The organism is Nonomuraea sp. NPDC048881, from assembly GCF_040649795.1.
Taxonomy (GTDB): domain Bacteria; phylum Actinomycetota; class Actinomycetes; order Streptosporangiales; family Streptosporangiaceae; genus Nonomuraea.
On the sequence record NZ_JBEZGC010000008.1, the window covers coordinates 302,902 to 317,403 of the forward strand.

Consider the following 14,502-nt stretch of genomic DNA (forward strand, 5'->3'; position numbering starts at 1 on the left):
GAAAGCCAGCATCTCACGGCAGATCAGACCTCTTCCCCGAGGCGGCGCACCCCCGGGACGCCGGAACGCTCGCGGGGTACAGTCGTGACGATCTTCTCCTACCCTCCGAGGAGTGAGCCCCGTGACGTTGCCCGCCGACAGCCATGTGCACAGCGAATGGTCCTGGGACGCCCCGAAGGGCGACATGGAGCGTTCCTGCGCGCGGGCGGTGGAGCTCGGCCTGCCCGCCATCGCCTTCACCGAGCACGTCGACCACACGGTCTGGACGGTCGACCCCGGCGCCCTCGACGGCCACGACCACCTACTCGCGCTGACGACGCCGGACGGTCACCTCCCTCCCCCGGCCTTCGACGCCGCGGGCTACCTGGAGGCGGTCGAGCGGTGCCGCGAGCGTTTCCCGCAGCTGCGCATCCTGAGCGGCCTGGAGCTGGGCGAGCCGCACCGGCACGCCGGGGAGGTCGCCCGCGTGCTCGCCGCCGGGCGCTTCGACCGGGTGCTCGGCTCCCTGCACAGCCTGCCCGCCGGCGACGGGTTCTGCGAGCCGCCCGGCCTGTACGCCCGCAGCGCCGCCGCCCAGGTGATCCGGGACTACCTGGCCGAGATCCCCGAGCTGGTCGCGGGCAGCGACGTGTTCGCCGTGCTGGCCCACGTCGACTACCCGGTGCGCTACTGGCCGCGGGCGGCCGGGCCGTTCGACCCGGCCGGCTTCGAGGGGGAGTTCCGGCACGCGCTGCGGGTGACCGCCGGGTCGGGCCGGGCGCTGGAGATCAACACGGTCCTGCCGCTGCACACGACGCTGCTCGGGTGGTGGCGGGAGGAGGGCGGCCAGGCCGTGACGTTCGGCAGCGACGCCCACGAGCCGTCCGTCGTCGCGCGCCGGTTCCGGGAGGCGGCGGAGCTGGCCCGGGCGCACGGCTTCCGCCCGGGCCGGGACCCGTACGACTTCTGGGGCCGTACGGGCTGACCCGCCGCCCTCCGGCCCCTCAGCGGTCCACCAGGCGGGCCCGGAGCAGCGCCAGGTCGTCCGGTGGCAGGCCGCCGGCCAGCAGGTACGCCTGCGCGCCGCCGTGCCGGTCGTCCAGGTGGGCCAGGGCGGCCAGCATGGTGTCCGCGGTGACCTCGGCGAACAGGCGCAGCGCCCTGGCCCGCCCCGCGTCGCCGTCCAGGGCGGCCAGGTGCTCGTCGAGGCGCAGGCACACGGCTGTCATGGCGTAGTCGGCGGCGATCTCCCGCCGGGAGACGCCGGCCAGCGAGAGGGCCAGCGCGACCGCCAGCCCGGTTCTGTCCTTGCCGGAGTGGCAGTGCAGCAGGACGCCACCGTCCGGCGCGTGCGCCATGGCCGACAGGACGGCGGCGAACCGGGCGGCGCCCCGGTCGAGGATCACCCGGTAGATGCCGGGCAGGGTGTCGTCCAGCGCCTCCAGCACGGTGTCCTCGTCCCGCAGGACGGGCAGGTGGCGGCGGCCCGGCACGTCGGGACCGGGGTCGGCCCGGCACTCGGCGGCCAGCCGGAGGTCGGCGACGAGCCGGATCCCGTGCGCCCGCAGCGCCGGGACGGCCGTGCCCCTCGGACGGTCGCCCCGCACCAGCGCGCCCCACCGGATGCGCCCGCCGTCCTCGGTCGGCAGCCCGCCGAGGTCGCGCACGTTCTCGCAGCCCGGCCAGCTCAGCACCCGGCCGCCCGGCGGCGGCTCCGGGGGCCTCACGCGAGGTCCCGCAGGTTGCTGGTCCAAGCGTCGATGGTGGCCTGCCACTCCTTCGGGTCCTCCGGCCGCCCGGGCACGCCGGGCCTGGTCTGCCAGGGCAGCGGCCCCGACTCCGGCCGGTACTCCACCCCGATCGCCGCCAGCCGCGGCAGGTGGCCCGCCAGCCGCGCGCGGAAGTCCTCCAGGTCGCGTCCGGGCGGCCCCCAGACGGTCTCGGCGAAGGCCGCCAGGCGGGGGAAGACCATGTAGTCGACCCGCCGGTTGGAGTCGATCAGCTCCGTCCAGACCCCGCACTGCGCGCCGAGCACCCGTTCCGCCGCCGGGTCGTCGCGCAGTTGCGCGGGCACGGGCTCGAAGGCGTAGACGTCCTCCAGGGCCAGCACGGTCCCGAACGGCACCGGCTCGTCCTCCCCCGGCCCCTGGCGGTAGTCGAAGTAGACCTGGGTGTTGGAGCAGTTGATGACGTCGTGCCCGCGCCGGGCGGCGGCCACCGCCCCGAGGTCGCCGCGCCAGGACGCCACCACCGCCCCGGGCGCCAGCCCGCCCTCCAGGATCTCGTCCCAGCCGACCAGGCGGCGTCCCCGGGCGGCCAGGAAGTCGTCGAACTGGTGGATGAACCAGCTCTGCAGCTCCTCCTCGTCCCGCAGGCCCAGTTCCCTGATCCGGCGCTGGGCCGACGGGCTCTCCCGCCACTGCTCCTTGCGGCACTCGTCGCCGCCCACGCACACGTACGGGCTGGGGAACAGCTCCAGCACCTCGTCGAGCACGTTCTTGAAGAAGGCGACGGTGGCGTCCTCGGCGTTGAGCACGTTCCGGCCGATGCCCCAGGTCGTGCGGACCTCCAGCGGCGTGCCGAGGTTGCCCAGCTCGGGGTAGGCGGCGATGGCGGCCTGGGTATGGCCGGGCAGGTCGATCTCGGGCACGACGGTGACGTGCCGGGCGGCGGCGTAGGCGACGATCTCCCTGAGGTCGTCCTGGGTGTAGTAGCCGCCGTGGGGACGGCCGTCCATGGCGCCGTTCCAGCCGGTCTGGCTCTCCCGCCGCCACCCGCCGACCTCGGTCAGGCGGGGGTACCGCCGGATCTCGACGCGCCAGCCCTGGTCGTCGGTCAGGTGCAGGTGCAGGACGTTCAGCTTGTGCAGGGCCATCAGGTCGATGAACCGCAGCAGGTCGTGCTTGGTCATGAAATGCCGGGCGACGTCGAGGAGGCAGCCGCGCCAGCCGAAGCGCGGCTCGTCCTCGATGTGCACGCCCGGCGCGACCAGGGGTTCGGCGGCCGGCGACCGGCGGTAGGCGGCGGCGGGCAGGAGCTGGCGGAAGGTCTGCGCGCCGTAGAAGGCCCCGGCGGGCCCGCCCGCGTCGATGGCGACGCCGTCGTCACCCACGCTCAGCCGGTACGCCTCCGGGCCGAGGCCGTCGCCCAGCCCCAGGGTGATCGTCCCCGGGCCCGGCGTGCCGGGCAGCAGCTCACCTCCGGTGACCTCGCTGAGCTCGGCGCGCAGCCAGGCGGCCACCCCGGCGAGCGCCGGGTCGGCGGTGAGCGCCGTGCGCCCGTCGAGGACGAACCTCCCGCGCCTGGTCCCGTGGCTGACGGGCCTGGGAACGATCTTCAAGTGCATCTCCTCACTGGCAGGTGACGGTGGCGTCGGCGAAGTCGGCGTGGTCGGAGGTGGCGTTGTCCCCGCCGTTGGTCGCGACCAGCCGGACGAACCGGGCGCCCGCGACGGACGCCGTGACCTTCCTGGCGGGCATGGCGCCGGTCAGCACGCCGGAGTGCGCGACCCGGCCGCCGTCGGCCCACACCTCGAAGTCGGCCGAGCCGGCCTGGCCGACCTCGTCGTCGATGCCGGCCTGGAACTCGACCGTCGTGCACCGGCCGGCGGTGTGGAACTCGATGTCGGCGGGGGCGTGCGTGCCCAGGCCCTTGGCGTACCGGACGCCCTCGACGGTGATCGGACGGCCGTCGCCGGCGGCCCGCTCGCCGTTGCTGGTGTCCTTCTCGACCGGGCCGAAGTAGTTCGCAGCCCTGGTCCAGGCCAGGTCGCTCAGGTAGGTGCGGCCCGTGCCCGGCGCCCTGGCCACGATGACGACGGCGACGGCGCGCCGGTCGCCCTGGGTGAAGGCGACCTCGTAGGTGCCGGGCGCGGCGTCCGCGGGCGGGGTGACCGTCCAGGTCACGGTGAACGTCTCGGCGGCGCCGAGCCGGGCGGTCCTGGCCGGCGTGCGGGCCTCGGCGCGCCAGCCGTCCGGCGCGGACGCCTTGACCTCGACGTCCCGCAGCGGGGCGGTCGCCCCGGTGTTCGTGACGCGGGTGACCAGCTCGCCGGGCACGCCGGGCTCCAGCACCGAGGGCCGGTCCTCGCCGAGGAAGCGCGGCGGGTCGGCCTCGAAGGTCACCAGCGGCGGCGCCTGCTCCCGGCTCTCCGAGACCCGGTAGAGCACCGCCGCGTGCGCCGGGACCTGCGCCGACAGCACGTCCTTCGTCGAGCTGACCGCGCCGGACCACAGCTCCTCGACCCGGTGGCGGGAGCCCGCGCCGAGCCGGGTGGAGATCACCGCCGCCCGGTCGCTCTCGTTGAACAGCGCGATCGCCCGGTCGCCGCCGTCCAGGGGCTTGGCCAGGACGTGGTACCAGCCGTCGGAGGAGACGAGCCGGCCGTGCGCGCCCAGCCGGTCCTGGTCCACCGCGATCACCTTGGGGTTGGCGACGACGGCCGCCGGCGCCTTGGCCGGGTCGGCCTGCAGGACGAGCGGCGCGGCCCCCATGGCCCACAGCGTGAACTGGGCGCGGTACTCGGTCTCGGTCATCCCGCCGCGCCCGGCCTGGATCAGGTCGGGGTCGGCCCAGCTGCCCGGTCCGGCGTACTCGGCTCTGAGCTGGTTGGTCTCCCAGATGTCCACCATGCTGGGGTAGCTGTCGGGGATGGGCTTGTTGTAGACGTTCGTCCGCCAGGTGGTGGCGCCGGCGTCCTTGCCCCACAACCAGGGCACGGTGCTGCCGTCCTCGTTGTTCATGGCGAACACCACGCCGTCGCCGAGGGCCTGGCGCATGCGCGGGTAGAGGGTCTGGGCGATCTGCTGCACGTTCTGGCCGGGGAAGTCGGCCGTGGGGACGTTGCACCAGTCGTACTTGACGTAGTCGGCGCCCCAGGCCCTGAGCTGGGCGGCGTCGGCGGCCTCCTGCTTGTAGGAGCCGGGGCCGCCGCCGGAGCACGCCTTGGTGCCGGCCGACAGGCTCAGGCCGAGTTTGAGCCCCTTGGCGTGCAGCTCGTCGGCCAGCGCCTTGACGCCGCCCGGGAAACGGGCCGGGTCGGGGGCCAGGGCGCCGCCGCTGCGCTGGGCGGCCAGCCAGCAGTCGTCGAGCACGACGTACCGGTAGCCGAGCGGCGCGAGCGGGGCGAGGGCGCCGGCGGCCTGGCGGACGGCCGCCTCGGAGACCGAGCAGCCCAGGGAGCGGCTGCTCCAGCCCATCGGGGGCGCCGCGACGGCCGCCGCGGTCGCCACGGAACCGGGTAAGGGCGCGAAGGGCAGGGTGAGGAGGGCCGCCGCGACGGCGGCCGTGATCGTGCGCATGGGGATCCCGTCAGGCTGGGTGGAGGCTCGGGTCGCCCGGCTCGACGACGAACGAGCCGGAGGTGTAGGCGGGCGCGTACGGCTCGGTCACCCGGGACAGCGAGCGGAAGTCGACCTTCATCTCCTGCTGGGTGAGCTTGGCGCGGACGTAGCCGCGGCGGCCGTTGAAGAACTTCACGTGCGGGTTCTCGGCGAGCAGCGTCTGGGTGTTGGGATACTCGTCGAGGCCGTTGCCGGCGCTGGTGACCGACGTGGTGACCAGCTCGACCGCGACGGACTTCGACTCGGGGTCCTGGAAGTCGCGCTTGACCTCCCCGGCCCAGTGGGAGTGCACGTCGCCGGTGAGGACGACCGCGTTGCGCCGGTAGTCGTCGATGGCGGCGGTCAGCCGGTTGCGGGAGGCGACGTAGCCGTCCCAGCCCTCGTTGGAGTAGCCCTTGCCCTCGCCGTTGGTCCAGTCCATCTCCATGAGGAAGACCTGCTGGCCGAGCAGGTCCCAGGTGGCCTGGGAGCCCTTGAGCTGCCCGTCGAGCCAGGACTCCTGCTCGCCGCCGAGCATCGTGCGGTTGGGGGCCAGCCGCTCGGCGCAGTCGGCGCCGACCGTGCCGCTCCTGCCGGTGCAGGCGTACAGGTCGCGGTACTGGCGGGTGTCGAGCATGTGCAGGTTGGCGACCGCGCCCCAGCGGATCGTGCGGTAGAGCCGCAGGGCGGGGCCGTCGGGGCGCTGGGCGCGGCGCAGCGGCATGTTCTCGTAGTACGCCTGGAAGGCCGCGGCCCGGCGGGCGAGGAAGGGCGGGTCGGGCTGCTCGGGCACGTCGCCGGCCCAGGCGTTCTCGATGTCGTGGTCGTCCCACACGACCACCCAGGGGGCGATCGCGTGGGCCAGCCGCGACTCGGGGTCGGCCTTGTGCTGGGCGTGCCGCAGCCGGTATCCGGCCAGGTCCAGGCATTCGCCGCCGGCCTGGTCGCGGACGGGGTACTTGTAGTCGCCGTACTCGTAGATGTAGTCGCCGAGGAAGGCGATGAGGTCGGGGTGATCCTCGGCCATCCGGCGGTAGGGGGTGAACCAGCCGGTCTGGTAGTCGGCGCAGGAGGTGAACGACAGGTTCAGGGGGCGGGAGCGGGCGCCGGGGGCGGGGGCGGTCAGGGTGCGGCCGACCTCGCTGATCTCGCCCTCTGCGCGGAAGCGGTAGAAGTACTCCGCGCCCGGGCGCAGGCCCTCCAGCTCGACGTGCACGCTGTGGGCCGACTCGCGGCGGGCCTGCTCGACGCCCTGGCGCACGACGTGGCGGAAGTTCTCGTCGGAGGCGAGCTGCCAGTGCACCGGCACGACGCGGTCCGGCATGCCGCCGAGCCCGTCGAGCGCGACCGGGTCCATGGCGAGCCGGGTCCAGAGGACGACGCCGTCCGGCGTGGGCTCGCCGGAGGCGACGCCCAGCTGGAACGGGTCGGACAGGGGGGCACGCCGGGCCGCCGCGCGCACGGGTGAGGCACCCAGTGCGGCGGCGAGGCCCAGGCTCGCGCCCCCGGCGAACAACGATCGCCGGGTGATCAATGGAGCTCCTACTCGATCGAGGCGTTGCCGGCGGCCACGGCCTGGTCGGCGGCCTGCTGGGGGGTGAGCTTGCCGAGGTACATCTCGTTGAGGATCTGGTTGAGCTTGTTCTCGAAGCCGGTGAAGCCGGTGGTGACCGGCAGCGGGAAGGTCTGGCCCTCCGACTCCTCCTGGAACGGCGAGACGTCGAGCTTCTTGGACTTCCAGTAGTCGACGTAGCCCTGCGACAGCCCGTTGAGCGCGGGGAAGACGTAGCCGCCGTCGGCCATCATCTTCTGCGGCTCCTCGGTGCCGAGCCAGGTGGCCAGCTTCATCGCCTCGGCCGGGTGGGCGCTCTTGGCGGAGACGGCCTCGGACAGGCCGTTGAGGTTCACCGAACGGCCCTGCGGGCCCTCGGGCATGGCGGCGACGCCGATCTCGAAGTTGGCCTCCGGCGCGACGAACGGCAGCAGCGCGTTGTTCGCCGGGAACATGGCGACCTTCCCGGCCTTGAACATGTCGGTGACCTTGCCGGTGGGCGGATTGGTCTGGGTGGCCGGCGGCGAGACGTGGTGCTTGTTGACCAGGTCCACGCCGAACTGCAGCCCCTGGACGGAGGCGGCGTCGTTGAAGGTGTAGCTGCCGAAGGGCTTGTCCAGCAGCTTGCCGCCGTTGGAGCTGACCCAGTTCATCCACTGCGTCTGGTAGTGGTTCCAGGAGGCGAAGCCGTACGTGGTGACCTTGGCGGGGTCGAAGCCGGCGTCGCCGGGGTGCTTGCCGGCCTCGTCCACGGTGAGCTTGCGGGCGGTGTCGAGCAGGGTGCCGGAGCCGTCGGCCGCCCAGGTGAGCTTGTCCGGCATGGTCACGCCGGCCTTGGCGAACAGGTCCTTGTTGTAGAGCAGGCCGACGATCCCCCAGTCCTTCGGCACGCCGTACAGCTTGCCCTGGTAGGTGAACGAGCCGACCACGGTCTGGTGGTACTTGGAGCCGTCCACCTGGACGGGCGCCAGCACGCCCTTGGTGACGAACTCGGGGAACTGGGTGGGGCTCATCCAGAAGACGTCCGGCGCGGTCCCGGCGACGGCGTCGGCGGTGAGCTTGGTCCAGTACTGGTCGTAGGGCAGCAGTTCTATCTTGACGTCGATGCCCGGGTTGGCCTTCTCGAAGGCGGCCATCACCTTCTCGTAGCCGACCTTCTGCTGGTCGTCCCAGAGCCGGTAGGTGAGCGTGACCTTGCCGGAGTCTCCGGAGCCCGACCCGCAGCCGGACAGGATGAGCGTGGCGGCGCAGAGCAGCGCCCCGGCCCAGCGAATCGGGGGGGATTGCAACATTCGCTGACCTCTTGTTCGTGTGCTACTTGAGGCCGGTGAGGACCACCGACCGGACGATGTGTCTTTGGAAGAAGACGAAGACGGCCACCATCGGCACGAGCGCGATCAGCCCGCCGGCCATCATCAGGTTGTAGTCGACGCCGATGCCGACCTTGAGGGTGGCGAGCGCCACCGTCATCACCCTGGTCTCGTCGCCGCTGGTGATGATCAGCGGCCAGATGAAGCTGTTCCACGACGAGATCACGGTGATGATCGTCAGGGTGCCGAGCGCCGGGCGGCACAGCGGCAGCAGGATGCGCAGCAGGACGGTCATCGCCCCGGCCCCGTCGATCCGGGCGGCCTCCTCCAGCCCGGCGGGCAGGGACTTGAAGAACTGGCGCATCAGGAAGATGCCGTACGGGGTGCCCAGCATGTACGGGATGAGCAGGCCGTACCAGGTGTTGACCAGGCCGAGCTCGCGCATGATGAGGAACAGGGGGATCATCGTGACCGCGCCCGGCACCATCATGGTGGCGACGTACAGCCAGAACAGGGCCTCCCTGCCCCGGAAGCGCAGCCGCGCGAAGGCGTAGGCGGCGAAGGTGGTGAAGACGAGCTGCCCGAGGGTGAGCACGACCGTCATCAGCAGGGTGTTGAGCACGTACCGGGGGAAGTCGCCGCTCAGCAGCCGGGTCAGGTTGGCGGTGGTCGGCGGCAGGCCGGGCAGCCACGGCTCGGTGGAGCTGAGCTGCGACTGCGTCTTGAACGCGGTCAGCACGACCAGCAGGTACGGGAAGACGGAGACGAACGCGCCGGCCGCGAGCACGACGTGGAGCAGGGTGCGCTTGATCATGGGGGCCTCAGCTCAGGTCGTAGGTGGTGCGCTTGCCGAAGAACCTGACCTGCGCCAGCGTCACCAGCAGGATGACCCCGAACAGCAACATCGACAGGGTCGAGGCGTAGCCGAAGTCGAACTGCTTGAACGCCGTCTCGTAGATGCGGAAGTTGAGCACTTCGGTGCTCTGGCTGGGGCCGCCGTTGGTCATGACGTAGACGGTGTCGAACACCTGGAAGGCGCCGATCAGGTTGGTCACCATGACGAAGAACATCGTGGGGTTGAGCAGCGGCAGCGTGATGCGCCAGAACCGCTGGGCGGGGGTGGCGCCGTCGGTGGCGGCGGCGTCGTACAGCTCCTTGGGGATGCCCTGGAGGCCGGCCAGGAAGAACAGCATGGTGTAGCCGGTGTGCTGCCAGACGTTGACCAGCGCGATCGCGGGCAGCGCCCAGGCGGGGTCGGACAGCCAGTCGGGGCCGGTGACGCCGGCCAGGCCGAGCAGGCTGTTGAGCGCGCCGTCGCGCGGGTCGAAGATCCAGTTCCAGACCAGGCCGAGGACGATCGGGGTGGCCATCCACGGGATCAGGTACAACGAGCGGTACAGCCGCAGGCCCTTGACCTTGCGGTCCAGCAGCAGCGCCAGCACCAGGGCCAGCACGGTCTGCAGCGGGATGCACAGGACGACGTACAGGAGGGTGACGCCCAGCGCGTGCCAGCTCTCGCCGTCGGCGGCCAGCCGGCGGTAGTTGTCCAGCCCGGCGAACGTGGGCTCCGACAGCAGCTCCCAGTTGAAGAAGCTGAGCACCAGGACGATGACGACCGGCAGCAGCAGGAACGCCACCACCCCGAACAGGCTGGGCCCGACGAACAGGTAGGCGTGCCAGTCACGGGTGCGCCTGCGCGGCGGCCGCCGCGGAGCCTCCTTGGCGGCGGCCCGGACCGTCTCGGTGATCACGACGGGTCCGTGGCGGTGGGGACCAGCAGGCGGCGGGTGGTCTCCAGCCCCCACTCGTCGAGGGCGGCGATCGGGTCGCTGGAGCCGCGCAGGCCGCCGGTGCCCTCGATGTGCGCTGCCCACTCCTGCCGGGCCTCCACCTCGGGCCGCACGATGAGGCAGTCGGGGTCGTTGACCCACCAGCGGGCGTGCAGGAACTCGCGGGCCGCGCCGGTCAGCCGGGCGCCGAGCTGGGAGGGCTGGCTGATGTCGCCCGACCTGGGGTGCAGGGTGGGCGCGATGTCGGGGCTGACCCGCATGATGTCGACCAGCCCGATGCTGGGCAGCATGGGCGCGCCGCAGCCGTGCAGGGTGGCCTCGGGGCCCGCGCCGCGCCGCACGAGCTCCAGCCCGCGCCGGTAGGCCGCGATCGGGTCGAGGTCCTCGTGGCGGCGGCCGGCCAGGGCGCCGGCGTAGAGGTAGTCGAGCTTGAAGTGGGTGACGCCCATGGCGGCGAAGGCGGCGAACACGTGGACCAGGTGCTCGGCCGCGCCGGGGTGGGTGACGTCGAGAACGGCGAGGTCCTGGTTCCACATGCGGCCCGCGTACGCGCCGTCCACCAGCCAGTCGGGGTGCTCGTGGAACAGGCGGCTGTCGTGGCCGACCAGGAAGGGGGCGGTCCAGATGCCGGCGCGGCGGCCGGAGCCGGTGACGGCGTCCAGGGCGCGGGCGAGGGAGCCGAAGCCGGGCCTGGGGTCCAGCCAGTCGCCGATGCCGGCCTCGTAGCCGTCGTCGACGAGGAACATGTCGGCGGTCAGGCCGTGCCGGTCGGCCAGCGCCAGGTTCTCCAGGACGTCGGCGTCGGTGACCTTGTCCCAGTAGCCGTACCAGGTGCACCACATGGGGGGGACGGCGGGGAACGTCCTGGGTTCGGCCATGCCGTCCGCCCAGTCGCGCAGGGCCCGGCCGAGGTCGCCCTCGACGCGGTGGTGGCGTACCGGGCCGTCGGCGGAGATGACCAGGCGGTCGCCCTCCCGGCGGGCCCGGACGGAGGGCACCTGGAGCGGTCCGGGCGCGCTCCACAGCTCGACCGCGCCGTCGCCGGTCTCGACGGCCAGCAGCCCCTCGCCCTGGAAGACGCCGTCGGGGACGGGCGTCTCGGGGCGGTAGCAGAGGATCTGGATCGTCTCGTCGGCGGGTCTGGGCGGAAGGTCCCCGAGGCCGTAGGCGCCGGTGGGGCTCCACGACTGCCAGCCGTGCTCGAACACCCGGGTCCGGGCCTGGTCGCACCTGATCTCGCCGACGTCAACGAATGACATCAGACCTCATCTCTCTCAACTTACGAAGGAGCGCTTCATTAGTAGCACCGTCGGTTTCGGAGGGTCAACGCCCAATTTGAAGGGGTTCCTGGGTGGTGCGCCGTCGAGCTGGGCCCTGGCATAATCTCTGCTTACAGAGGAGACCTACGTTAAGGACGGCGATGGCGGATCTACGCGGCGGCGACCTGTCACGGCTGCGACAGCTCAACTCGCTGACCGCCATCCGGGCCTTGCGCCGGGCCGGCCCGCTCACCCTGTCGGCGCTGGCCGAGCGCACGGGGTTGTCGCGGCCGTCCATGAAGGAGGTCGCCGGCGAGCTGATGGACCTGGGCTGGGTGGAGGAGGTGCCGCCGAGCCCCGGCTCGATGGGCCGGCCGGCCCGCCGCTACCGCTTCCGCGCCGACAGCGGCTACCTGGTCGGCGTCGACGTGGGCGGCCACAACATCCGCGCCGCCCTGTCCGACCTCGACGGCGAGATCCTGGCCGAGACCCGCCAGCCGGTGCTGCCGGACGCGCCGCTGGAGGAGCGCCTGGCCGCGATCGAGCGGGCCGTCTCCGGCTGCCTGTCGCTCGGCCGCGTCGCGGTGTCCGACCTGTGGACGATCGCCGTCGGCACCATCGGCATCATCGACATCGAGGGGCGGGTCATCTACTCGGCCGCCGTCCCGTCCTGGCGCGACCTCGACCTGGCGGGCCGGATGCGGGAGATGTTCCCCTGCCAGGTGCTGATCGAGAACGACAGCCGCCTGGCCGCCATGGCCGAGACCCGGCGCGGCGTCGCCCAGGGCGCCAAGGACGTGGTGTTCCTGCACGTCGGCAGGCGCATGGGCGCCGGGCTGATCATCGGCGGCCGGGTTCACCGGGGGTTCGGGGCGGCGGCCGGGGAGATCTCCATGCTGCCCGAGGCCCGCTGGTTCGACGCGCCCGAGCACCTCAACTCGTGCGCGGCCGTCCCCGGGGGCACGCCGCCGGAGGACGCGGCGGGCTACACGCTGGCCGCCGCCAGGAACGGCGACCCGGTGGCGCTGGAGGCGGTCGGGCGCTTTCTCGACGATCTGGCCGTGGGCGCGGCCGCCATGGTGCTCGTCCTCGATCCGCAGGTCGTGGTGCTGGGCGGCGGGTTCTCCAGGTCGGCGGACGTGCTGCTCGGGCCGCTGCGCGAACGGCTGGAGCGGCGGTGCATGCGCATGCCGGAGGTGCGGGCGTCCACGCTGGGCGACGAGTGCGTGGTGGCGGGCGCGATCGACTACGCCGTCGACCACCTCGACGAGCAGCTCTTCACCCCCGAGAGCGGGCCGCTGCCCCTCACCCGCTGACCCGCTGTTTGCAGGTTTCCTGCAATCGGTTGTTGCAGAAATAACCACGCCACCAGGCGCAACACTCGAAGCGTTTGCAGTTTTACCTGGACGTCTTGACCTTTCCTCGGCACGAAGCCACTGTTACTGCAACCGGTTGGCAAGGCTCGCGCGGCACCCCCCTTCCACTCCTCCATCGAAACGGAGCTGGACGTGCGTAAGAACCAACCCTTGGCGACGAGACTGGCGGTCGTGCTGACCACCGGCCTGCTCACCGCCGGCGGCCTGGTCGCCGTGCTGAACACGCCCGCCTCGGCGGCCCCGGCCGGCGGGAACTACACGCTGGTCAACGGCGGCAGCGGCCTGTGCGCCACCGTGCCGGGGCAGAGCACCGGCGACGGCGTGCAACTCGCGCAGAACGCCTGCGCCGAGGCCGCCGGGCAGGTCTTCACCCTCACCGCCGCCGGGAGCGGCTTCCAGGTCAAGGCGGCGCACAGCGGCAGGTGCGCCGGCGTCCGCGACGCCTCCACCAGCGCGGGCAAGCCCGTGCAGCAGGAGACCTGTACGGGCGCCGCCTCCCAGACCTGGCAGCTCACCGCCGCCGGCGACGCGTACCGGATCGTCAACGCGGGCGGCGGCAAGTGCCTCAACGTCAAGGACGACTCCACCGCGCCGGGCGCGCTCCTGCAGCAGAACTCCTGCGACTCGGCCGCCACCAAGCAGTGGACCCTGAGGCCCGCCGGCGGTGGACCCACCACCAGCCCCACCCCGACGCCCACTGTCACGCCCACTGTCACGCCGACCGTCCCGCCGCCCACCGGCGCGCTGTACGTCTCCCCGACCGGCAGGGACGGCGCGACCGGCACCCAGTCCGACCCGACGACGCTCACCTCCGCCATCACCCGCGTCGCCGCGGGCGGCACGATCTACCTGCGCGGCGGCACGTACGCCTTCAGCCAGACGGTCACCATCGCCCCCGGCAACGACGGCACCGCCGCGGCCCGCAAGAAGTTGTCGGCCTACCCCGGCGAGACGCCGGTGCTGAACTTCGCGGCCCAGAGCGAGGACCCGGCCAACCGCGGGCTCGCCGTCAACGGCTCGTACTGGCACCTGTACGGCATCACCGTCGAGCGCGCCGGCGACAACGGCATCTTCGTGGGCGGCAGCGGCAACATCATCGAACGGTCGGTGACCCGGTACAACCGCGACACCGGGCTGCAGCTCTCCCGGATCGCCTCCGACACGCCGCAGAGCCGGTGGCCGTCCGGCAACCTCGTCCTGAGCACGGTCTCGCACGACAACGCCGACTCCGACGGCGAGGACGCCGACGGCTTCGCCGCCAAGCTGACCGTCGGGCCCGGCAACGTCTTCCGGTACGCGGTGTCCCGCAACAACATCGACGACGGCTGGGACCTGTACACCAAGACCGAGACCGGCCCGATCGGCCCGGTCACCGTCGAGGACTCCCTGGCCTACGGCAACGGCACGCTCAGCGACGGCAGCCAGGCCGGCAACGGCGACCGCAACGGCTACAAGCTGGGCGGCGAGGACATCAAGGTCGACCACGTCGTGCGGCGCAACATCGCCTACCGCAACGGCAAGCACGGCTTCACCTACAACCGCAACCTCGGCACGATGTCGATCACCGGGAACGTCGCCATCGACAACACCGAGCGCAACTTCTCCTTCGACGGCGGCACCTCGGTGTTCCGCGACAACACCTCGTGCCGCTCCGGCAGCGGCGCCAACGACAAGATCGTCGGATCGGCCGACGCGTCCAACCAGTTCTGGTCCGGCTCGAACGGCTCCCGCTGCTCGGCCTACGGCGGCACCCTGAACTGGTCCTTCGCCGCGGACGGCCGCCTGGTGGTGACCTTCGGCGGCGTCCCGGTCGTCCCGGCGGGCTGACCGGCGGCCCCTGAGGTCCGGGACCCGCGTCAGGGTCCCGGGCCTTCGCCGTGCCGGTGGGGTAAACGAGGCGGAAGTGGAAAAGGTG

The 14,502-nt window shown here is 72.4% G+C and carries 11 protein-coding genes; 3 read left to right on the forward strand and 8 right to left on the reverse strand.

Annotated elements, in window-relative coordinates; translation table 11 throughout:
- Positions 1-121: 121 nt before the first annotated feature.
- On the forward strand, positions 122-964 hold the full coding sequence (locus AB0C33_RS28610; protein ID WP_358293361.1) for a PHP domain-containing protein: 843 nt from the start codon (positions 122-124) through the stop codon (positions 962-964).
- Between the two features lie 19 nt (positions 965-983).
- Here the strand turns inward: AB0C33_RS28610 and AB0C33_RS28615 are convergent, their stop codons facing one another.
- The 8 genes from AB0C33_RS28615 to AB0C33_RS28650 are packed head-to-tail and all read right to left on the reverse strand — an operon-like array spanning position 984 to position 11,211.
- The gene (locus tag AB0C33_RS28615) at positions 984-1,706 is read right to left on the reverse strand and encodes a tyrosine-protein phosphatase (RefSeq protein ID WP_358293362.1); all 723 of its coding nucleotides are present in this window, start codon (positions 1,704-1,706) and stop codon (positions 984-986) included.
- A complete protein-coding gene (locus tag AB0C33_RS28620) occupies positions 1,703-3,313 on the reverse strand; it encodes a beta-N-acetylhexosaminidase (RefSeq protein WP_358293663.1) in 1,611 nt (536 codons plus the stop codon). The genes AB0C33_RS28615 and AB0C33_RS28620 overlap by 4 nt, the downstream gene beginning before the upstream one ends.
- Before the next feature lie 16 nt (positions 3,314-3,329).
- Positions 3,330-5,279 (reverse strand): NPCBM/NEW2 domain-containing protein, encoded by a 1,950-nt coding sequence (locus AB0C33_RS28625; RefSeq protein ID WP_358293364.1) that lies wholly within the window; start codon positions 5,277-5,279, stop codon positions 3,330-3,332.
- Between the two features lie 10 nt (positions 5,280-5,289).
- On the reverse strand, positions 5,290-6,834 hold the full coding sequence (locus AB0C33_RS28630) for an alkaline phosphatase D family protein (RefSeq protein ID WP_358293365.1): 1,545 nt from the start codon (positions 6,832-6,834) through the stop codon (positions 5,290-5,292).
- A gap of 8 nt (positions 6,835-6,842) precedes the next feature.
- Complete coding sequence (locus tag AB0C33_RS28635) at positions 6,843-8,144, reverse strand: sugar ABC transporter substrate-binding protein (protein WP_358293367.1); 1,302 nt, start codon at positions 8,142-8,144, stop codon at positions 6,843-6,845.
- A 22-nt stretch (positions 8,145-8,166) separates the two neighbouring features.
- Entirely contained in the window at positions 8,167-8,976 is an 810-nt protein-coding gene (locus tag AB0C33_RS28640; protein ID WP_358293369.1) for a carbohydrate ABC transporter permease, read from the reverse strand.
- Between the two features lie 7 nt (positions 8,977-8,983).
- The gene (locus AB0C33_RS28645) at positions 8,984-9,913 is read right to left on the reverse strand and encodes a sugar ABC transporter permease (protein ID WP_358293371.1); all 930 of its coding nucleotides are present in this window, start codon (positions 9,911-9,913) and stop codon (positions 8,984-8,986) included.
- Positions 9,910-11,211: a glycoside hydrolase family 36 protein gene (locus AB0C33_RS28650; RefSeq protein WP_358293372.1), complete on the reverse strand. Its 1,302-nt coding sequence runs from the start codon at positions 11,209-11,211 to the stop codon at positions 9,910-9,912. The genes AB0C33_RS28645 and AB0C33_RS28650 overlap by 4 nt, the downstream gene beginning before the upstream one ends.
- A 161-nt stretch (positions 11,212-11,372) precedes the next feature.
- Between AB0C33_RS28650 and AB0C33_RS28655 the strand changes: the two genes are divergently transcribed.
- Together AB0C33_RS28655 and AB0C33_RS28660 are read left to right on the forward strand one after the other, a co-directional pair.
- Positions 11,373-12,527, forward strand: a complete 1,155-nt coding sequence (locus AB0C33_RS28655) for an ROK family protein (RefSeq protein WP_358293373.1) — start codon at positions 11,373-11,375, stop codon at positions 12,525-12,527.
- A 210-nt stretch (positions 12,528-12,737) separates the two neighbouring features.
- Positions 12,738-14,414, forward strand: coding sequence for an RICIN domain-containing protein (locus tag AB0C33_RS28660; protein WP_358293375.1), 1,677 nt, complete (start codon positions 12,738-12,740; stop codon positions 14,412-14,414).
- The last annotated feature ends 88 nt before the right edge of the window (positions 14,415-14,502 follow it).